Raw genomic sequence first — 22,268 nt, 5'->3', positions numbered from 1 at the left:
AACGTGCAAGCACGCTAGCAGGGCGCGCATCATCTCAAAAGTGGACACTAAAGATCAATACACTCCAGTTTTTTCGAATAATAAATCCGATTTTAAGCGACATACGTTCTACCCAATACATGTTTAAATGAATTCATTGTTTAATGAAGTAATAAAAAGGGGCAGGCATATGGGCTTACTCATTGATGGAAAATGGCAAGATAAGTGGTACGACACCAGCAAAAATGGTGGGAAATTTGAGCGCCAAGCATCTAAATTTCGTGACAAAGTCAGTAACGAAGATGGTTCCACGTTTCCCGCTGAATCTGATCGCTATCATCTTTATGTCTCGTTAGCTTGTCCTTGGGCCCACAGAGCGCTCATATTTAGAAAGTTAAAGGGATTGGAGGCGCATATTGATGTTTCGGTGGTACACCCTGAGATGCTTGATCAAGGCTGGGAGTTTAAAGATTACCCAGGATCAACGGGGGATAAGCTTTATAACTTCGATTATGCGCATCAAATTTATACTAAGGCAGAACCTGAGATAACCACCCGTGTCACTGTTCCAATCCTTTGGGATAAACGAACAGAAACTATCGTTAATAATGAATCAGCTGAAATTATCCGTATTTTTAACAGTGGGTTTAATTCACTGACTAATAATGAAGACGATTATTATCCTAACGCCCAACGTGAAGAAATTGATGCCATCAACAATATGGTGTATCACGACATAAATAATGGCGTGTATAAAGCTGGATTTGCTACAACGCAAGAGGCCTATGAAGAGGCAGTAACTGCATTGTTCTGCGCGCTAGATAGGGTTGAAGAAAGGTTGAGTAAACAACGTTATTTGGTTGGCAGCAAAATAACAGAAGCTGACTGGCGCTTATTTACCACGCTGATACGCTTCGACGCTGTGTATCACGGGCACTTTAAATGCAATAAAAAACAAATTGCAGACTATCCAAATATTTACGGCTATATGAAAGAACTTTATCAAGTTCCGGGTGTTGCTGAAACGGTAAACTTCGACCATATCAAAAGGCACTATTACTACAGCCATACTATGATAAATCCAACCCAGGTAATCCCCGTTGGGCCAGAGCAAGATCTTATGTCGCCTCACGGTCGCGATAAAATAGGACGTTAAAGCACCCAAATGGTCAGTAATACAAAAAGCTAAACGCGAAGTTCGTAAAAGATAGTGAAGGTTAAGATTTAAGGTAGATACACATTATGTCAGTGGAAGTGAGTGAACAAAAATCGATAGAGAAAGTGGTTACAGGTATGCCAACAAGTGATGGTGCAGGCGTGTCGCTTACTCGTATTATCGGACAACCTGATCTACCTCGCCTCGATCCCTTTTTAATGTTGGATTTTTTTGGTTCAGATAATCCAGGTGAATACATTGCTGGTTTTCCACCACATCCTCACCGTGGTTTTCAGACAGTTACTTATATGCTTGCAGGAAAAATGCGCCATAAAGACTCTGTAGGCAATGAGGGGGTTATTGATGCTGGTGGCATTCAATGGATGAATGCGGGTCGAGGCATAATACATGAAGAAATGCCAGAGCAGGAGGAGGGCTTGTTACAAGGCTTTCAGCTGTGGGTGAATCTTCCGGCCGTAGAGAAAATGTCAGCGCCGAACTATCAAGACATACAGCCAGATAGTGTGCCTACAGTACACATTCAAGATGCAGTAATAAAAGTGTTAGCAGGTGAAATTGACGGTGTGAAAGGGCCTGTGAAGACAACGGCGGTTGCTCCTACTTTTTTAGACGTTGCACTACGAAGCGGGAGTTCGGAAATTGCACTGGGTTCGGATGAAGCTGCCTTTATTTATGTGTACGAGGGAATCGTGGTCATTAATAGCGGCGAACTTAGCAAAGAAACAATTGTGTCGCAGGGAGAGCTGGGTGTTTTGTCACAAAGTGGCAAGCAGCTATCTGTATCCGCTGATACGGGTTGTAAGTTTATAGTGGTCTCAGGTAAACCTATTGAAGAGCCTGTGGTCCAATATGGGCCTTTTGTAATGAACACTCAGCAGGAAATTGTTCAGGCATTTAACGATTACCAAAGCGGTTCATTAGCAAAGTAGATACAAGGTTTGCCTGTTTTGATTCGACGATGGGTAATTATCTATGCGGACTGGTATTAGACTGGGCTTTTAATCAATACCTTTTCGTTAGGTTCAGCAAGGAGTAGCACTGCCAATGCATTTTGAAAGCGTCGCCGAAAAACACGTGCTATCACTTTTAGAATTTGAACGTAGTAACAAAGCCTATTTTGAATTGTCTATAGCACCAAGAGAGGCAGCGTTTTATTCATTGGATGGCGTTGGCTACCACATTAGCGAATTGCTTTACTTACAACAGCAGAAAAGAGCTTGGGGTTATGTGCTTGTTGATGAGCTACGAAATAACCAGATTGTAGCGCGTGCTAACATCAAAAATAGAGCAGGCGACAAGGCGGAAATCGGCTATCGAGTTGCAGAGAAGGATTGTGGAAAAGGCATTGCTTCTCACTGCGTCTCATTTTTAATTGAGGAGGCCAAAAGCATGGGCATAAAATTGCTCACTGCTGAAGTCATGGATAATAACGCCGCTTCTGAAAAAGTTCTTATCAAGAATGGTTTTAGTCCAAAGCTGTGCTTTCGCCGAAAGTATCGTCATCAAGGCGCTTTCCATAACAGTATCTACTTCGAACTCGCGCTTTAAACTCATCGATTGAAAACAGCGTGAGCAAAACGTTGCGCTGTTCAAATTGAATTAGTAATTCACTCCCTCTAATGATTTAATATCAGTATGTCTAATCTCTTTTACGACAATAACAAAGGGGCGTATGCGCTTTTTTGTTGTAAAAAGCGATAATGTAATCATAAATAGTTAAAACACAGGGAATTTCGATCCAAATGGCAACCCCAATTACCTGCTTTAAAGCGTACGATATTCGTGGCGAATTGAACTCACAACTGACTGAAGATGTAGCGTATCGAATTGGCTATGCTTTTGCGCAAGAATTAAGTGCGAAAACTGTTGTTGTTGGTAGTGATGTGCGTCTTACGTCAACACCATTAAAATTAGCGTTAAGCGCGGGTCTAATCGATGCTGGTGCAACAGTGACCGATATTGGCATGGCAGGAACAGAAGAAATTTATTTCGCTACCAAACACCTTGGCGTTGATGGTGGTATTGAAGTAACGGCAAGTCATAACCCCATTAATTACAACGGTATGAAACTGGTGAAGTCAGGCTCTGTTCCAATTAGTGGCGACACAGGCCTAAACGCGATAAAAGAGAAAGCGGAAGCACTAGAAGATAGCTTCGTGTCAGAGCGATTAGCACACTACACTGAGGGGGCGTTGATTGATGCTGATGCGTTTTTTAACGGTACGGCCCATGTAAAAGAAGACAAGCTTTCTGAAACCGATAAATATGCAGTTAAATCGTGTATGTCTGACTATGTTTCTCACATGCTTTCTTACGTTAATTTGAGCAATTTTACGCCGTTAAAAGTGGTGGTTAATGCAGGTAATGGTGCCGCAGGCCCCGCGCTAGACGCTATTGAAAAAGAAATGAAAGTGCAGGGTGTTCCGATAGAGTTTGTTAAAGTACATCACAATGCTAATGGCACATTTCCAAACGGCATCCCCAATCCATTGTTGCCTGAAAACCGTGCTGACACGGCTGACGCTGTTAAAGCGTCGGGAGCTGATTTTGGCATTGCATGGGATGGTGATTTCGACCGTTGCTTCTTGTTTGACGCTGATGGTGAATTTATTGAAGGATATTATATCGTTGGCTTGCTTGCTGAAGCCTTTATCGAGAAAAACACCGACAGTAAAATCATTTATGACCCTCGCGTATACTGGAATACAGAAGATATCGTAGCGAACGCAGGTGGTACACCTATTAAGTCGAAAACCGGCCATGCGTTTATTAAGGAGCGTATGCGCAAAGAAGATGCGGTCTATGGCGGTGAAATGAGTGCTCACCATTACTTTAGAGATTTTGCCTACTGTGATTCAGGCATGATCCCTTGGTTGTTAATTGCCGAATTGGTGTGTGTGAAAAAGCAAACACTAGCGAGTATGGTAAAAGCGCGAATTGAAGCGTTTCCATCTTCTGGTGAAATTAACAGTAAACTAAAAGATGCTGACGCAGCGCTGGAACGCGTTACAAGTAAATATCAGCCACTAGCCAGCGTAATCGATACTACCGATGGTTTGGGTCTGGAGTTTGGCACATGGCGCTTTAATTTACGTAAATCGAATACTGAGCCAGTTATTCGTTTAAACGTCGAAAGCAAAGGCGACATTGCGTTGATGGAACAAAAAACCGAAGAGCTACTTTCACTTATTCGCGCTGAATAATCACGGTACTTTTCGTTATTAACGCTAGGGCCTGTTGACCTTTGGTGTACGAATTTTGGTCTAAGTGGAAGCCTTTCAATCGCGAAACAGTCCTGCAAGCCTAGCGGGCTAAGTTAAAGGACTGTGACAAAGAGTAAAAGGCTTCCATAACGACCCCTTCGGGCAGCGCCTTTGAGCCATCTATACTGCGTTGAATGTTTTCGATTTAGAACCACTAAACCGCCAAACATCCGCCTTGTCTAGATGGCACACAGACCGCTGCAAAAATGTACAGCAAAGGTCAACAGGCCCTAGATAAGTAAAAAGCGAAGGCGATAATATAGCGATATTATCGCCTTTTTTGTTTTCGAGATTTATACCTGTTAAATCATTGTTTATCAATTATTTATAAAGGTTATGCGTAACCGCTTTGATTGAGTTAGACACTCGCTTAATCACTGCAGCCTTTTGCCTCTATTACTTTTATTGCAATTAACTAATGTCATGCCTTTAACGCTAAGCTGTGAGTAACAACGTTAGACGAGCAAGTAAATCATCCAGGCGTGACAGATAACAACGACACTTGTTAATCCCATCCGCAAGCTTATGTAACTTACAATCTGCTCTTTAGGAAGACTAAGGATAAACTTGTCGTAAATAAGTACGGCGACGTAGCTTAGCGATAAAACACCAAACACCTTCACGTCGTGAGAGAACACTAAACACAACCACCCAATTATGGTCGGCAACATAGCGACTAGCATTTGCTTGTCGTAACGTTGATTACTTATTGCGTCCCACCAATGGATACCACCAAAGAAAGATAATAGCACGGCTGAGTATTGGACAAAGTAAACGGCGCTTTGTGTAAGCGATAACAGGTTAAGCTGATAAGCCAGTGGCATAGCCACAAAAGGAATGAGACCGGCAATACCTAGAAAAACCGCTGAATAGGGCATTGTTGTTCCTTGAAGTAATCTTGTATAAACAAAAATAGCGCCTTAAAGGCGCTATTTTTACTATTAAGCGTAATACTTAGTTCAGTATTTACTAATTTACTACTTAATTGGCGTGTACTTACGCTGGTTATGACCAGTGTAAAGCTGACGAGGACGACCAATTTTTTGTTTAGGGTCGCTCATCATTTCATGCCAGTGTGAAATCCAACCTACTGTACGGGACAGGGCAAAAATACACGTAAACATGTTCGTTGGAATACCAATCGCTTTAAGTACGATACCAGAATAGAAGTCTACGTTCGGGAACAGTTTCTTCTCTGCGAAGTACGGGTCACTTAACGCAATCTTTTCTAGTTCCATCGCTACTTCTAGTAGTGGATCTTTTACATTAAGCTCGCTTAATACTTCGTGGCAGCTTTCACGCATTACTGTTGCACGTGGATCGTGGTTCTTATAAACACGGTGACCGAAGCCCATAAGACGGAATGGGTCATTCTTGTCTTTAGCGCGTGCAATAAACTCAGGAATACGATCAACTGTGCCAATTTCTTCTAGCATGTTCAGACATGCTTCGTTTGCACCACCATGAGCAGGACCCCAAAGTGAAGCAACACCAGCTGAAATACATGCATATGGGTTTGCACCAGAAGAACCGGCAAGACGAACGGTAGACGTTGAAGCATTCTGTTCGTGGTCTGCGTGAAGCGTAAAGATACGGTCCATCGCACGCTCAACAGCTGGGCTGATTTGATATTCTTCTGCCGGTACAGAGAACATCATGTTCAGGAAGTTAGCTGCATAGCTTAAGTCGTTTCGTGGATAAACAAACGGCTGACCTACATTGTACTTGTAGCACATAGCAACAAGAGTAGGCATTTTAGCAATTAGACGGTGCGCGCTGCGAATGCGCTGTTCTTCATTAGAAACGTCTAAATCGCTGTGGTAGAACGAAGACATCGCGCCAACAGTACCACATAGCATTGCCATAGGGTGGGCGTCGTTGCGGAAACCGTGGAAGAACATGTTAATTTGTTCATGTACCATGGTGTGACGAGTAATTGTCTCTTTAAATTCTTCGTACTGTTCTTTTGTTGGTGCATCACCGTGAAGAAGCATGTGACAAACTTCTAAGTAGTCTGCGTCACGCGCTAGTTCTTCGATAGGGAAACCGCGGTGTAATAATACACCTTGAGCGCCATCAATGTAGGTAATTGAAGACTCGCAAGATCCTGTCGCCATAAAACCTGGGTCGTACGTGAAATAACCGTGCTGGCCTAACGTACGGACATCGATTACATCTTGTCCTTCGGTGCCAGACAAGATAGGAAGCTCGATTTCCTTACCGCCGGCTTTAAGAATGGCTTTCTGATCTGCCATAAAATGCTCTCCTCAGAATGGTTCTGTTTGCAGCGAAAACGGACGAAAATATCCGCTTCGTTGGGAAAAGTGGGCGTATTTGTACTTTATTATGCACCAACAAGTCAATTTAATTGCATATTTGCACAATAAATATTCCGAATTGCTTAAAAAAATACTAGCAATCAGATAACGATTAATTAACTCGTTGGGATTTCACTTTGCCCGATACGGTGCAATTATCAATGGCTTTTCGATAAAGGTAAACCACCGAACGATAAATATATTAACAGGTTAGTTTAAAAAGTAACCTTTTGATGAGGAATAAATACGCATACAGATTAAAAGTGCTTAATTTCTCGTTGTTATGCATAGTTATTCCATTTAGCTGCTGGTAAACTTCTTAACACTGTAATTGCGCTCGTTTAAACGAGTTGCGCTCAATTTTGATCTCTTTTTATTCAAAATAATTATCTTAAAAGTGTATATAGCGACTAAAGTCTTACTACGGCACAAAAAATTGTAATTATATACTACGCTGGATATACTCAGCGGTGCTTTGGAAATGGAATAATTATTCTGTTACAGGCATTAAAGAATAATTCACAAATTGTTAACAACTCAATGGATGAGGCAATTAACAGGTTAAAAATCGAATTCACTTACTCAGGACATAATAAAGGTAAGAAATTCATTATCCCCTACGGATTAAACAGGCATACATTGTGAAAAAGCAAAGACCAGTAAATTTAGAACTCAATACTATTAAATTTCCGCCCTCTGCTATTTCGTCAATTCTCCACCGTGTAACCGGTGTTGCAATGTTCTTCGCGCTACTTTTTGTTATCTGGGCATGGGCAGTTTCTGTTCATTCGCCTGAAGGTTTCGCGGACGTACAAGCAATCATGGACGGTTTCTTTGGAAAATTTGTCGCAATTGGCACAGCTTCAGCGCTGACATATCACATTCTAGGCGGCCTAAGACACGTTGTTATGGATTTAGGTCACTGGGAAGAATTAGAGTCGGGTAACACAAGTGCAAAAGCAGTAATCGCACTTTGGGTTGTACTGACCGTAGTATTGGGAGTTGCATTATGGTAACCAACCAAGCAAGCATTAAGCGTGACGGCGTACAAGACTACGTTTCACTTCGCGCTACAGCAGCAATTATTTTCGCGTACTCGGTTTTCATGGCGTGGTTCTTTATTACCACCGATAACCTAACGTTTATCGAATGGCGAGGGTTGTTCTCTGGCCTGGCTATGAAAGTTTTCACATTGGCAGCACTAGTAGCAGTGATGATCCACGTGCGCATCGGCCTTTGGCAGGTGCTTACAGACTATGTTAAATCAGCAGGTCTGCGCGCAGGACTACAATATATCTTAAATATCATCGCGTTCGGCTATGTAGCTGTTGGCCTATTCGTATTGTGGGGAGTGTAAAATGAGTTTACCCGTTCACGAGTTTGATGCAGTAGTAATTGGTGCTGGCGGTGCAGGTATGCGCGCAGCACTACAGATTTCGCAGTCTGGTAAATCATGTGCACTGTTATCAAAAGTATTTCCAACCCGTTCTCATACTGTGTCTGCTCAAGGTGGTATTACTGTAGCACTTGGTAATTCACACGAAGACAATTGGGAATGGCACATGTATGACACCGTTAAGGGTTCTGATTATATCGGTGACCAAGACGCTATCGAATACATGTGTAAAACTGGTCCAGAAGCAATTATCGAAATGGAAAATATGGGTCTACCATTTTCTCGTTTCGAAAACGGTAAAATCTACCAGCGTCCTTTTGGCGGTCAGTCTAAGAACTTTGGTGGCGAGCAGGGCGCTCGTACAGCAGCTGCAGCTGACCGTACTGGTCACGCGCTTCTACACCTTCTTTACCAGCAAAACGTAAAGAACAAAACAAAAGTTTTCTCTGAGTGGTATGCACTTGACCTTGTTAAGAACCAAGACGGAGACGTTGTTGGTTGTACCGCGATTGATATCGAATCTGGTGAAGTAGTTTACTTCAAGTCTCGCGCTGTTGTATTAGCAACAGGCGGTGCAGGTCGAATCTACGCATCTACTACAAACGCACACATCAATACTGGTGACGGTGTTGGTATGGCACTTCGTGCAGGCGTTGCAGTTCAAGATATGGAAATGTGGCAGTTCCACCCAACGGGTATCGCTGGCGCAGGAACATTGGTAACAGAAGGTTGTCGTGGTGAAGGTGGTTACCTTCTAAACAAAGACGGCGAACGTTTCATGGAACGTTATGCGCCTAACGCGAAAGACCTTGCTGGTCGTGACGTTGTTGCCCGTTCAATGATGACTGAAATTCGTGAAGGTCGTGGTTGTGAAGGCCCATGGGGTACTCACATTAAGCTTAAGCTTGACCACCTTGGTAAAGACGTTCTTGAGTCTCGTCTACCTGGTATCCTTGAACTTTCACGTACGTTTGCACACGTTGACCCAGTGAAAGAGCCAATTCCAGTAATTCCTACTTGTCACTATATGATGGGTGGTATTCCTACAAATGTTGATGGCCAATGTCTAACGGTTGATGAAAACGGTAACGACAAGGTTGTTAACGGTTTATTTGCCTGTGGTGAGATTGCCTGTGTATCTGTACACGGTGCGAACCGTCTTGGCGGTAACTCACTTCTTGACCTTGTTGTATTCGGTCGCGCGACTGGTTTACACCTTGGTAAGACATTGTCTGAAATGGCACCAACACGCGACGCATCAGAGTCTGATCTTGAAGCCTCTATGACGCGTTTCAACCGTTGGGAAAATTCAGAGAAAGGTAAGGGCGAAGACCCAGTACAAATTAAGAAAGACTTGCAGAAATGCATGCAGCTTAACTTCTCAGTATTCCGTGAAGGTGAAGCAATGGCGGAAGGTCTTAAAGAGCTTAGCGAAATTCGCGAGCGTCTTAAGCATGCACGCCTTGACGACAAGAGCGCAGACTTCAATACCCAGCGTATTGAATGTTTAGAGCTTGATAACCTAATGGAAACCGCGTACAGCACAGCAGTAGCAGCGAACTTCAGAACGGAAAGCCGTGGTGCTCACAGCCGCTTCGACTTCCCGGACCGTGATGACGATAACTGGTTATGCCACAGCATCTACGATCCGAACACTGATAAAATGCTCAAACGTGAAGTGAATATGGCGCCTAAGCTTAGGGAAGCATTCCCGCCTAAAGTGCGTTCATATTAAGAGAGGCAACGATCATGCAATTAACTTTTTCGATTTATCGTTACAACCCAGAAGTAGATGCGAAGCCTCGCATGCAAGACTACACTCTAGAAGTAGAGGAAGGTCAGGACATGATGGTGCTAGACGCGCTACTTGCACTTAAAGAGCAAGATCCGACGCTTTCTTTCCGTCGCTCTTGCCGTGAAGGTGTGTGTGGTTCAGACGGTGTGAACATGAACGGCAAAAATGGCCTTGCGTGTATCACTCCTTTATCTGCACTGGGCAAAGGTAAAATAGTAGTTCGTCCACTTCCAGGTCTACCTGTTGTACGTGACCTTGTTGTTGATATGACGCAGTTCTACACACAGTACGAAAAGATTAAGCCGTTCTTAATCAACGACAGTAAGCAGCCGCCAGCGCGTGAACACTTACAGTCACCTGAAGAGCGTGCGAAACTTGACGGTCTTTACGAGTGTATTCTATGTGCATGTTGTTCAACGTCATGCCCATCTTTCTGGTGGAACCCTGATAAGTTCATCGGTCCTGCTGGTCTACTTCACGCGTATCGTTTCCTTATCGATAGCCGTGATACGGCAACTGAAGAGCGTCTTAACGACCTTGATGATGCGTTCAGCGTATTCCGCTGTCACGGTATCATGAACTGTGTAAGTGTATGTCCTAAGGGCTTAAACCCTACAAAAGCGATAGGCCAAATTAAGTCTATGCTTTTACAACGGGCTGTTTAGTACTATATTCTGATAACTTCCTAAAGTTACAGATAGTGATGCTCTAAATAGCCATCCCAAAAGGATGGCTATTTTTTTATATATTCGCTGTTATAACACTTGGTTATGCTGAGAATAACCTTATAATACATCTTGATTGTTAACTAGATTTTATAAAACGTAGCAAGGCAAATTAAATGCAAGAAAGCGTGATGAAAGCGTGGTGGGATTCCTCGCACATGGCAGGTGCCAACGCTGCCTATGTTGAAGAGTTGTATGAAACTTATTTAGAAGACCCGCAAAGTGTCTCTGAAAATTGGCGACAAATCTTCGATAACCTCCCCAAAGTCGATGGCGTAGAGTTAGAAACCAATCATACAACAATTAAAAATCAATTTAGGCAACTTGCTGCGTTAGGGCCAACCGCCCGCATGTCTAGTCCGTCTGTGCCTTCTGCAAATGTTTCAGACGACAGGCAAGTTAAAGTTCTTCAGTTAATCAATGCGTTCCGCTTCCGCGGTCATCAGCACGCAAACCTTGACCCGCTAGGTCTATGGAAACAAGAGCGTGTACGCGACTTAGAACTTTCTCACCACAGCCTTTCTGAGCAAGATTTCGATTCAGTATTCAATGTAGGTTCGTATGCCATTGGCAAAGATTCAATGCCATTGGGTGAACTGTTTAAATCGTTAAACCGCACATACTGTGGCTCTATCGGTGCAGAGTACATGCATATTACCGATACTGAACAGAAACGCTGGTTGCAACAAAAAATTGAATCTGTTCAAGCAAAGCCTGAAATTTCTCGCGACGAAAAGCTAGGAATTCTTAAAGGTCTTACTGCGGCTGACGGAATGGAAAAGTACTTGGGTTCTAAATTCCCAGGGGCAAAGCGTTTCTCTCTAGAAGGCGGCGATGCACTTATTCCTATGCTGAAAGGTTTAATCACCAAGGCTGGCACTGCTGGTACCAAAGAAGTGGTTATCGGCATGGCTCACCGTGGTCGTTTGAACGTGCTAGTTAACGTATTGGGTAAAAACCCATCGGTGCTGTTTGATGAATTTTCCGGTAAGCACGACGACTCACTAGGCGCGGGTGACGTGAAATACCACGCAGGTTTCTCGTCTGACTTCGCGACTCCAGGCGGCAATGTTCACTTAGCACTAGCGTTTAACCCGTCTCACCTTGAGATTGTAAACCCTGTAGTTATGGGGTCTGTACGTGCACGTCTTGCGCGTCGCAATGATGACACGAATACAGTACTGCCTATCACTATTCACGGTGACTCGGCAATTGCTGGTCAGGGTGTAGTACAAGAAACCTTCAACATGTCGCAAACTCGCGGCTTTGCTGTAGGTGGTACGGTTCGTATTGTGGTAAATAACCAAGTTGGTTTCACCACATCGAAGACTGAAGATACCCGTTCAACGCAATATTGTACTGACATCGCGAAGATGGTACAGGCACCGATTTTCCATGTGAACTCAGACGATCCAGAAGCGGTTGCCTTTGTTACGCAGCTTGCGCTTGAATACCGTAATAAGTTTAAGAAAGACGTTGTAATTGATTTAGTTTGTTACCGTCGTCATGGTCACAACGAAGCGGATGAGCCAAACGCCACGCAGCCGTTGATGTACCAAAAAATTAAAAAGCATCCAGTTCCACGCGTAATCTATGCTGATCAGCTAATTGCTGAAGGTGTGATAGAGCAACGTGATGCAGATCGTTATGTTGAAGAGTACCGTGAAGCTCTTGACCATGGCGCGTGCGTTGTTGAAGAGTGGCGTCCAATGACAGAGCACAGCGTTGACTGGTCTCCATATCTTGGTCACGACTGGGATACGCCTTACGATGGTTCGCTTTCAGTTGAGAAGCTCAAAGAGCTAGGTGAGTCAATCACTACTATTCCTGAAGAGCACAAGCTTCAGTCTCGCGTAAACAAGCTTTACCAAGACCGTAAAGCGATGGTTGCTGGCGAGAAAATGCTTGATTGGGGCATGGCTGAAAACTTGGCCTATGCAACTATCGTTGATGCCGGCGAAGATATTCGTATTACCGGTCAGGATTCAGGCCGTGGTACTTTCTTCCACCGTCACGCGGTGTTACACAATCAAAAAGATGCGTCGACATATATGCCACTACAGCATATTCGTGAAGGACAGGGCGAGATCGAAATTTACGACTCTGTGCTTTCAGAAGAAGCGGTTATGGCATTTGAGTATGGTTATGCGACAGCGGAGCCTACGTGTCTGACAATTTGGGAAGCCCAGTTTGGTGACTTCGCTAACGGCGCTCAGGTTGTATTTGATCAGTTCTTGAGCTCAGGTGAAGCGAAGTGGGGCCGTTTGTGTGGCCTAACCGTTTTACTTCCACATGGTTATGAAGGCCAAGGCCCAGAGCATAGTTCTGCGCGTCTTGAGCGATTCTTGCAAATGTGTGCTGACCACAACTGGCAAGTGTGTGTACCTTCAACACCCGCTCAGGTTTACAACATGCTTAGACGCCAAGTGGTTCGTCCAATGCGTAAACCACTTATCGTGATGTCACCTAAGTCACTATTACGTCATCCAATGGCTGTATCTTCGTTAGAGGAACTTGCAGAAGGCAAATTCCATAACGTAATTGGCGAAATTGATGATATCGATCCGAAGAATGTGAAGCGTGTTGTTATGTGTTCAGGCAAGGTTTACTACGATTTGTTAGACCAGCGCCGTAAAAATGAGCAAACAGACGTCGCTATCATCCGTTTAGAGCAACTTTATCCATTCCCACAAGAAGAATGCGCTAAAGTTGTGGCACAATACAGCCACGTAAAAGATTGGGTTTGGTGTCAAGAAGAGCCTCAAAACCAAGGCGCTTGGTACTGTAGCCAACACCATTTCTGGCAAGCAATTCCAGATGGTGCAAAATTAACATATGCAGGCCGTGATGCATCCTCGTCACCTGCAGTAGGTTATGTATCCGTTCACAACCAGCAACAGAAAGCCCTGGTTGAAAACGCACTCACAATTAAATAAGGAACAGTAATGACAATTGAGATAAAAGTTCCGGTTCTACCTGAGTCAGTTGCCGATGCCACCATTGCAACCTGGCACGTAAAGGCCGGTGACGCAGTTAAACGAGACCAGAACCTGGTTGATATTGAAACTGATAAAGTGGTTTTAGAAGTTGTGGCGCCAGCGGACGGTACAATTGGTGAGATCCTAAACGAAGAGGGTGCAACTGTTTTAGGCGAGCAAGTTATTGCTAAACTAGAAAAGGGTGGTGCTGCTGCACCAGCTGAAGCTAAAACAGAAAGCAAAGCGAAAGACGATTCTAAATCAGATGCGGCTCCAGCGGCTTCTGGAAAAACATCTGATGTTAAAGTACCAGTACTTCCTGAATCTGTAGCTGACGCGACAATCGCAACGTGGCACGTAGCTGTAGGTGAAGCAGTTTCTCGCGACCAAAACTTGGTTGATATCGAAACTGATAAAGTAGTACTAGAAGTTGTTGCTCCTGCAGACGGTTCTCTTGCTGAAATTATCGCAGAAGAGGGCGCCACCGTAACAGCTGAAGAAGTGATTGCTAAATTTGTAGAAGGTGCAGCAAGCGGCGCTTCTGCTCCAGCAGCGTCAAGCGAAAGCGATGACAGTGACGAGAGCAGTGATGCGCTTAGTCCTTCTGTTCGTCGTTTACTTGCAGAAAAAGGTGTTGACGCAGCTAAAGTGAAAGGCACTGGCAAAAATGGCCGTATCACTAAAGAAGACGTAGAGAAATACCTTAAAGGCGGCGACAGCTCAGCGAAGGCAGCGCCTGCTGCGTCTGAATCTGTTTCAGCTGACTTACCAACGGGTAATCGTACCGAGAAGCGTGTTCCAATGACGCGTCTTCGCAAGACAATTGCTAACCGTCTTCTTGAAGCGAAGAACTCTACGGCAATGCTAACAACGTTTAACGAAGTAAACATGAAGCCAATCATGGACCTTCGTAAGCAGTACCAAGACAGCTTTGAGAAGCGTCACGGTATTCGCCTTGGTTTCATGTCTTTCTACGTGAAAGCGGTAACCGAAGCCCTTAAGCGTTTCCCTGAAGTTAACGCGTCTATCGACGGTGATGACATTGTTTATCACAACTACTTCGATGTATCGATTGCTGTTTCTACACCACGTGGCCTTGTAACACCAGTACTTAAAGATACTGACACACTAGGCATGGCAGGTGTTGAAAAAGGAATTAAGGAACTAGCACTTAAAGGCCGTGACGGTAAGCTGTCATTGGCTGAACTACAAGGTGGTAATTTCACAATCACCAACGGTGGTGTGTTTGGTTCACTAATGTCTACACCAATCATTAACCCGCCACAGAGCGCTATCTTGGGTATGCATAAAATCCAAGACCGTCCAATGGCTGTTAATGGCAAAGTAGAAATTCTACCAATGATGTACCTAGCGCTTTCTTATGACCACCGTATTATCGATGGTAAAGAATCAGTAGGTTTCTTGGTAACCGTTAAAGAGATGCTAGAAGATCCAACACGTCTACTTCTAGACGTATAAGACTTTCGTCTCACGGAATTGTGGTTAGGCGCTTAGCTTGTGTATGCCTGCTTTGCGCCTAACGCAACGCTGATATTTGCCCTATAATATCAGTCAAAATAATCAAGTCGCATTTGCGGCTTTTGTCTTACTAAAAATCGGATAGAAACACCATGAATTTGCATGAATACCAAGGTAAGCAGTTATTCAAAGAATACGGTTTGCCTGTTTCTGAAGGATACGCAGCAGACACTGCTCAAGGTGCTGTAGAAGCCGCTGACCGAATTGGCGGAAACGAGTGGGTAGTTAAGTGTCAGGTACACGCGGGCGGTCGCGGTAAAGCTGGCGGTGTAAAGCTAGTTAAAAACAAAGACGACATTCGCGCTTTCGCTGAAAACTGGCTTGGCAAAAATTTGGTGACTTTCCAGACTGACGAAAACGGTCAGCCTGTGAGCAAAATCCTAGTTGAATCTTGCACAGATATCGCTAACGAGCTTTACCTTGGTGCAGTAGTTGACCGTACAACCCGTCGCGTTGTATTCATGGCATCTACTGAAGGTGGCGTTGAGATTGAAACTGTTGCAGAAGAAACTCCAGAGAAAATCCTTAAAGCTGAAATCGACCCAATTGTAGGTCCTCAGCCTTATCAAGCGCGCGAAATGGCGTTTGCTCTAGGTCTTTCTGGCGTACAAATCAAGCAATTCACTCAAATCTTCCTTGGCCTAGCTAAGATGTTTGAAGAGCTTGACGTTGCGCTTATCGAAATCAACCCGCTAGTTATCAAAACTGACGGTAACCTACACTGCCTAGACGCGAAAGTAGGTATCGATGGTAACGCGCTATATCGTCAGCCTAAGCTGAAAGATATGCAAGATCCTTCACAAGAAGATGCGCGTGAAGCTCATGCTGCTCAGTGGGAACTAAACTATGTTGCGCTAGACGGTAATGTAGGTTGTATGGTTAACGGTGCAGGCCTAGCAATGGGTACTATGGACATCGTAAACCTACACGGTGGCAAGCCAGCTAACTTCCTAGACGTTGGTGGCGGCGCAACTAAAGAGCGTGTAGCTGAAGCATTCAAAATCATCCTTTCTGATGACAATGTTAAAGCGGTATTGGTTAATATCTTCGGTGGTATCGTTCGCTGTGACATGATTGCAGAAGGTATCATTGGTGCGGTTAAAGAAGTTGGCGTAGAAGTACCTGTAGTTGTACGTCTTGAAGGTACCAATGCAGAACTTGGCCGTGAAGTTCTAGCGAACTCTGGTCTAGATATCATTGCTGCTGAATCGCTAACTGATGCAGCGCAGAAAGTTGTTGCTGCAGCGGAGGGCAAATAATGTCTGTATTAATTAATAAAGATACTAAAGTAATTTGTCAGGGTTTCACTGGCGGTCAGGGTACTTTCCACTCTGAGCAAGCAATTGCTTACGGTACGCAAATGGTTGGTGGTGTAACACCAGGTAAAGGCGGTACTGAGCACCTAGGTCTTCCAGTATTCAATACTGTACGTGAAGCGGTAGAAGCAACTGGCGCAACTGCAACAGTTATCTATGTACCAGCACCTTTCTGTAAAGATTCAATTGTTGAAGCTGCAGATGCGGGTATCGAGCTAATCGTATGTATCACTGAAGGTATCCCAACGCTAGATATGCTTTACGTTAAAGAATACGTAGAAGCGAAAGGCGTTCGCATGATCGGTCCAAACTGCCCAGGTGTAATCACTCCTGGAGAGTGTAAAATTGGTATCATGCCTGGTCACATCCACAAGCCTGGTAAAGTAGGTATTGTTTCTCGCTCTGGTACACTTACATACGAAGCGGTTAAGCAAACCACTGACGAAGGTTTTGGCCAGTCTACTTGTGTTGGTATCGGTGGCGACCCAATTCCTGGTTCAAACTTCATCGACATCCTTCAGATGTTCCAAGACGATCCACAAACTGAAGCTATCGTAATGATCGGTGAGATCGGTGGTACAGCTGAAGAAGAAGCAGCAGCGTTCATTAAAGCTAATGTAACAAAGCCTGTTGTTTCTTACATTGCTGGTGTTACTGCTCCTCCAGGTAAGCGTATGGGTCACGCTGGTGCAATCATCGCAGGCGGTAAAGGTACTGCTGATGAGAAATTCAAAGCACTAGAAGACGCTGGCGTTAAAACTGTACGTTCACTTGCTGAAATCGGCAAGGCGCTTCGCGAGACTACAGGTTGGTAAGCTAACGCTTAACAATTTTGTGATAAAAGCCCGCTTTAAGCGGGCTTTTTTGTGCGCGCTTATTAACAACTCTGCAGAAATTCATGTAACAAAATTACAACGATCTGCCGTAAAAGCCCCGTATAATCCATATTGTGTTGTTAAATTACATAAAGGCCTGCATATCCTTTGTTAACGGCGTGTTGCACAAATTTTATTGAATACGTATGCAGGCAATTGTGCAAACCCTAGGTCCTCTATAGCATTATGTGGACGAGATGTATTGTCATTTAATTGTCATAAGAACAACAAAAAGACAACAACTATAACCGTATGGGACACCCGTTTTATGAAACAATTTAAACCCAACCTAATTAAAGCTGCGCTTATTTCAGGCGGTATGGCGTTTGGTAGTGCACCAGCATTTGCACAAGATGCAAACACTGATGCTGTTGACGAAGCAAACCTTGAAGTTATTCAGGTTAGCGGTATTCGCGGCAGCTTACAGCGTGCTCAAGCAATCAAAATGGATAACACCTCAATTGTTGAAGCGTTATCAGCAGAAGATATTGGTAAGTTACCAGATACCAGTATCGCAGAATCAATCGCACGTCTTCCTGGTGTAACCGGTGAACGTCGTAACGGTCGTACAAGTGGTATCTCTGTTCGTGGTTTTAACGAGAACTACGTTGGTACGTCACTGAACGGTCGTGAGCTTCTAGGTATGGGTGATAACCGTGGGGTTGAGTTTGACCTTTATCCAACGGAAATCATTTCAAACATTCTGGTATACAAAACACCAGAAGCGGGCATGACTACCCAAAATATCGGTGGTTCAATTGACCTTCAAACGGTTAAGCCTCTAACGGCAGAAAGCACGTTTACCGTAAACGGCACGTTCGAAAAGAATGCTGAAGACTCTCCAAACCCAGATTTTGACAACGACGGTCACCGCATTTCTGTAAACTTTGTCGATCAATTTGCTGACGATACGATTGGTTTAGCGTTAACTGTTGCGAGCATGGAGTCTCCGCGCCAGGAGCAACACTTCCGCGGTTGGGGTTATGCGGGTGTGAACTTTGATAATGAGCGCCGTGACCTAGACCCTGTAGAAGTTCCTGAAGGTACAGTAGTTCTTGGTGGTCACGATTCATTCCAGCGTTCAGCAATGCTAGAACGAGACTCAATTGCCGCTGTTGTTGAATGGGCGCCTACCGACAAGCTCAATATCCAACTTGATGCACTTTATATCGATTTCGTTGAAGACGACGTACGTCGTGGTCTTGAAGAAGGCGGTGCAGAGTGGGGTACAAGCGCTTACACTATCACTGGTGTTGAAAACGGACTGGTAACCAGCGGTTACTCTGATGGTTTCTATAGCGTTGTTCGTAACGATGCGCGTCGTCAAGAAGCAGACCTAACCACAGTAGGCATTAATGCTGAATACCAAATCAACGACTCTTGGACACTAGAACTAGATTACTCTACTGGTAAAGTTGAAAAAGAAATTGTCGATGTAGAAAGCTACTCAGGTGTAGGTCGTGCTGGTACTGAAGGCCGTCCAATAACTGCACGTAGCTGGGAAATGACATCTTCTGGTGTAATGTTCTCTGACCACCCAACTATTGCACCGGTTGACCTTACCGACCCAACACTTATTAGCCTTGCAGGTCCGCAAGCATGGGGCGCACGTCCGTTACTTGAGTCTAATGCACAGGATGGTTTCGTAAACCAGCCGCTTTTCGAAGAAGAGCTTGATACCCTTCGTTTCGACGTTAAAGGCTATGTAGATTGGGGTGTGGTAACTGGCCTATCTGCTGGTGTTGTATATTCTGACCGCTCTAAATCTAAAGACAATAACGGTGCTTACCTAACAGCGCCTTCGTTTCCTGGAAATGCTGCTATTCCTGAAGTGCTAGGCGTAACGAACCTTAACTTTATTGGAATTGACGGCGTGTTAGCGTACGACTCGTTAGGTCTTTTCGAAAGTGGTTATTACATTGAAAGCGATGCAAGCCGCGTACAAAACGATCGCTTAGGTGATACTTACACCGTCGATGAAGAGCTACTTACCCTTTACACCAAACTAGATTTGGAAATGGAAGTTGGCGATATTTGGGTGCGCGGTAACGTAGGCCTGCAAGTAGTAAGTGCAGATCAAGAATCAACAGGTTTCTCTGCAACGTCTGATCGCGAAGGTTACACCATTGCTAGCCCTGTAACAGGTGGCGCAGACTACACAGATGTTCTTCCAACACTTAACCTTTCAGCAGAAGTGGCTGAGGGCCAGTTTGTGCGCTTGGGCTTGAGTAAAGTTATTTCTCGTCCGCGTATGGATGACATGCGTCCAAATACTCAGGTTACGTTCTCGTTCAACGATAACCAAATCACTAGCCCTGACATTGAAAATGGTCCATGGGGTGGTAGTTCGGGTAACCCTGAATTGCGTCCACTTGAAGCAAACCAGTTTGACCTAGCTTATGAGAATTACTTTGCAGATACAGGTTATGTAGCTGTGTCGTTCTTCTATAAAGACATTAAAAACTGGCACCGTAGCACGTCAATTGTGGCTGATTTCACAGAGTTTTATATTCCTGAGCTACATCAGGGCTCTGAAGGTCAAACTCCTGTATTGTTCACAGGTCAAGTAAGCAGTGTATTAGATGGGTTCGAAGGCTTTGTTCGCGGTTACGAATTACAAGGTTCACTTCCATTTGACATGATCCATGACTCACTTGAAGGCTTCGGTTTGTTCGCGAGTGCAACCTTCATGGATGGTGAAGTTGACGCGGCACCTGGCCAAACTGAAACACGTATTCCTGGCTTGTCTGAAGAGTCGTACAGTATGACTTTCTTTTATGAAAATGCTGGCTTTGAGTTCCGTTTGGCTGCAACAAAACGCGATCAGTTCCTGACTGAGGAAAGAGGTACAAGTCTTGCGCTTGTTGATGCAACAAAGCAAGGCGGTACGCTTGTTGATGCGCAAATTGGCTATGACTTCAGCGAGTCTGGTATCGAATATCTAGAAGGTCTACGTGTTACTTTACAAGCACAGAACCTGACCGATGAAGATGATATTCAAGCGTCAGCGGCTGACGGCCGTCAAATCACGCAGTTCCAAACTTATGGAACGAACTACTTGCTAGGATTTAACTACAAGTTCTAATTTCTTCGTGTGTGTAAAGCCACCTGCTGCTTTTTGTTTTAGCTTGTGCTAAAAGAGAGAGCAAATGGTGGCTTTTCTTTTTGTATGAAAGGAACCCTTCAAAATTTTTGGTACGAATTGCGAGAAGTTTATGCAAGATCCTCATAATAAACCGATAAAGCGTGTAGTGATTGCCGGCGGTGGAACGGCTGGTTGGTTAGCTGCATCATTAATGAAAAAGGTGTTGGGTAAAGCAGTTGATATTACTCTGGTTGAATCTGAAGCGATTGGTACGGTCGGTGTTGGCGAAGCTACCATCCCCCCAATACGCCTAGTAAACCAAGTGTTAGGTATCGACGAAGCACAGTTTCTTCATGATACTAAAGCAACGATAAAACTTGCTATACGGTTCGAAAATTGGAAAACGAAGGGTGAAAGCTACTATCACACCTTTGGTGCGCCGGGCAAAAGCATGGCGTTTTGTCATTTTCATCACTATTGGGTAAAGGCGCGCCAGCAAGGCCTAAAAGACGACCTGTGGGATTTTGACCTAAATTACCATGCCGCTGAAGCGGGACGATTTGCGCAGATAAATGCCAAAGACCCAGTCGTTGAGCTACCTTTCGCCTATCACTTTGACGCCAGTTTATACGCTCAGTATTTACGAAAGCTGAGTGAAAATATGGGGGTTGTACGCAAAGAAGGTAAAATTTCACGTGTTCAACGTTTTACCGACAGCGGTTTTATTCAAGCACTTCACTTAGAAAAGGGGGACGTGGTTGAAGGGGACTTATTTGTTGATTGCACGGGCTTTAAGGGGCTATTGATAGAGGAAGCGCTGGGCGCTGGCTACGACGATTGGTCTCACTTACTTCCTTGTGATAGTGCCATTGCTGTACCGTCTGAGCGACATGAAAAAACCGCGCCTTACACGCGCTCTATTGCCCACGATGCGGGTTGGCAATGGAGGATCCCACTGCAACACAGAAATGGTAATGGCCACGTATATAGTTCACGCTATATCAGTGATGATCAGGCCTGTGACACCTTGTTCTCAAACTTAGATACCAAACCATTGGGCGACCCTAAACTGATAAAGTTTACGACGGGCAGACGACGTAAGCAGTGGTACAAAAACGTAGTAGCAGTAGGTCTATCAAGTGGATTCTTAGAGCCACTTGAATCTACCAGTATTCACCTCATTCAATCTGCAATTGTTCGCTTAATTCAGTTGTTTCCCCACAACGGCTTTGCACCGAGTTTGGAAACGGAATATAACAAGCAGTCTGAATTAGAGTTTGAACAAATCAGAGATTTTCTTGTTTTGCATTACACCGTAAATGAGCGAACCGATAGCGCCTTTTTCAATGACATGCGAAATATTACTTTGCCCGATTCCCTAGCACATAAAATTGCGTTGTTTAAAGAAAGCGGTAATCTGCTACGAGAACAGAATGATCTATTCCTTGAAAGCTCATGGCTACAGGTATTGTACGGTCAGGGGATCACTCCTAAGGATTATCACGGTTTGGTAGACAGTGTGCCTGAAGTTCAGTTAAATCAAATGTTAACAAGGTTATTGGAAATCAAAAAAGAGCCCATTGCTAAGCTGCCGACACATGACGAGTATATAAATGGGATGGTTGCAAAGTATAAACGCGCAATGAGTTGAATAATTTCATATGGTTAGAAGTGCTGCGAACGAACGCATCAGCTAACTAAACAGGTAAAGGATAAAGCAGCCAAAAGGCTGCTTTATTCGTTTTTAAGGATGAATTGTTACAATTATGCTGGTTTTTTACTGGTAAATTAAAAATATGTTGCGCCGATGTAAATGAATACG

Annotated in this window: 16 protein-coding genes; 14 read left to right on the top strand and 2 right to left on the bottom strand. The window is 44.3% G+C overall.

From position 1 onward, the window contains the following. The first annotated feature begins 169 nt into the window (after positions 1 to 169). The 4 genes from MHM87_RS01190 to MHM87_RS01175 all read left to right on the top strand — a co-directional run bounded on the left by MHM87_RS01190 (position 170) and on the right by MHM87_RS01175 (position 4,359). Positions 170 to 1,135, top strand: coding sequence for a glutathione S-transferase family protein (locus MHM87_RS01190; protein WP_239257550.1), 966 nt, complete (start codon positions 170 to 172; stop codon positions 1,133 to 1,135). A gap of 86 nt (positions 1,136 to 1,221) precedes the next feature. Next, entirely contained in the window at positions 1,222 to 2,085 is an 864-nt protein-coding gene (locus MHM87_RS01185) for a pirin family protein (protein WP_014979277.1), read from the top strand. A 115-nt stretch (positions 2,086 to 2,200) separates the two neighbouring features. Then, entirely contained in the window at positions 2,201 to 2,704 is a 504-nt protein-coding gene (locus MHM87_RS01180) for a GNAT family protein (RefSeq protein ID WP_049587865.1), read from the top strand. A gap of 194 nt (positions 2,705 to 2,898) precedes the next feature. Beyond that, positions 2,899 to 4,359 (top strand): phosphomannomutase/phosphoglucomutase, encoded by a 1,461-nt coding sequence (locus tag MHM87_RS01175; RefSeq protein WP_049587867.1) that lies wholly within the window; start codon positions 2,899 to 2,901, stop codon positions 4,357 to 4,359. Between the two features lie 515 nt (positions 4,360 to 4,874). On the opposite strand, the gene MHM87_RS01170 is transcribed toward MHM87_RS01175, so the two are convergent. Together MHM87_RS01170 and MHM87_RS01165 are read right to left on the bottom strand one after the other, a co-directional pair. After that, entirely contained in the window at positions 4,875 to 5,297 is a 423-nt protein-coding gene (locus MHM87_RS01170) for a DUF3429 domain-containing protein (protein ID WP_014949443.1), read from the bottom strand. Positions 5,298 to 5,396: 99 nt separating this feature from the next. Further along, entirely contained in the window at positions 5,397 to 6,674 is a 1,278-nt protein-coding gene (locus MHM87_RS01165; protein ID WP_014949444.1) for a citrate synthase, read from the bottom strand. 704 nt (positions 6,675 to 7,378) lie between these two features. Between MHM87_RS01165 and sdhC the strand changes: the two genes are divergently transcribed. From sdhC to MHM87_RS01115, 10 genes are all read left to right on the top strand, one after another. Continuing rightward, positions 7,379 to 7,753: a succinate dehydrogenase, cytochrome b556 subunit gene (gene sdhC, locus MHM87_RS01160; protein ID WP_014949445.1), complete on the top strand. Its 375-nt coding sequence runs from the start codon at positions 7,379 to 7,381 to the stop codon at positions 7,751 to 7,753. Beyond that, on the top strand, positions 7,747 to 8,094 hold the full coding sequence (gene sdhD, locus MHM87_RS01155; protein WP_014949446.1) for a succinate dehydrogenase, hydrophobic membrane anchor protein: 348 nt from the start codon (positions 7,747 to 7,749) through the stop codon (positions 8,092 to 8,094). The genes sdhC and sdhD overlap by 7 nt, the downstream gene beginning before the upstream one ends. Position 8,095: 1 nt before the next feature. Then, entirely contained in the window at positions 8,096 to 9,868 is a 1,773-nt protein-coding gene (sdhA, locus tag MHM87_RS01150; protein ID WP_014949447.1) for a succinate dehydrogenase flavoprotein subunit, read from the top strand. Between the two features lie 14 nt (positions 9,869 to 9,882). Continuing rightward, positions 9,883 to 10,593, top strand: coding sequence for a succinate dehydrogenase iron-sulfur subunit (locus MHM87_RS01145; RefSeq protein WP_012518362.1), 711 nt, complete (start codon positions 9,883 to 9,885; stop codon positions 10,591 to 10,593). Positions 10,594 to 10,769: 176 nt separating this feature from the next. Then, positions 10,770 to 13,589, top strand: coding sequence for a 2-oxoglutarate dehydrogenase E1 component (gene sucA / locus MHM87_RS01140; RefSeq protein WP_239257549.1), 2,820 nt, complete (start codon positions 10,770 to 10,772; stop codon positions 13,587 to 13,589). A 9-nt stretch (positions 13,590 to 13,598) separates the two neighbouring features. Next, on the top strand, positions 13,599 to 15,110 hold the full coding sequence (gene odhB, locus MHM87_RS01135) for a 2-oxoglutarate dehydrogenase complex dihydrolipoyllysine-residue succinyltransferase (protein WP_014949449.1): 1,512 nt from the start codon (positions 13,599 to 13,601) through the stop codon (positions 15,108 to 15,110). A 152-nt stretch (positions 15,111 to 15,262) separates the two neighbouring features. Next, on the top strand, positions 15,263 to 16,429 hold the full coding sequence (gene sucC / locus MHM87_RS01130) for an ADP-forming succinate--CoA ligase subunit beta (protein WP_014949450.1): 1,167 nt from the start codon (positions 15,263 to 15,265) through the stop codon (positions 16,427 to 16,429). Continuing rightward, complete coding sequence (gene sucD, locus MHM87_RS01125; RefSeq protein ID WP_012518366.1) at positions 16,429 to 17,301, top strand: succinate--CoA ligase subunit alpha; 873 nt, start codon at positions 16,429 to 16,431, stop codon at positions 17,299 to 17,301. Before sucC ends, sucD begins: the two co-directional genes overlap by 1 nt. A 328-nt stretch (positions 17,302 to 17,629) precedes the next feature. Beyond that, entirely contained in the window at positions 17,630 to 20,446 is a 2,817-nt protein-coding gene (locus MHM87_RS01120; protein WP_239257548.1) for a TonB-dependent receptor, read from the top strand. Between the two features lie 130 nt (positions 20,447 to 20,576). Continuing rightward, the gene (locus MHM87_RS01115; protein ID WP_239257547.1) at positions 20,577 to 22,097 is read left to right on the top strand and encodes a tryptophan halogenase family protein; all 1,521 of its coding nucleotides are present in this window, start codon (positions 20,577 to 20,579) and stop codon (positions 22,095 to 22,097) included. Positions 22,098 to 22,268: the final 171 nt, after the last annotated feature.

It is taken from the genome of Alteromonas sp. Cnat3-28 (assembly GCF_022348265.1).
GTDB lineage: Bacteria > Pseudomonadota > Gammaproteobacteria > Enterobacterales > Alteromonadaceae > Alteromonas > Alteromonas macleodii.
The sequence above is the reverse complement of the archived record's forward strand: the minus strand, read 5'-3'. Positions and strand labels throughout refer to the sequence as shown.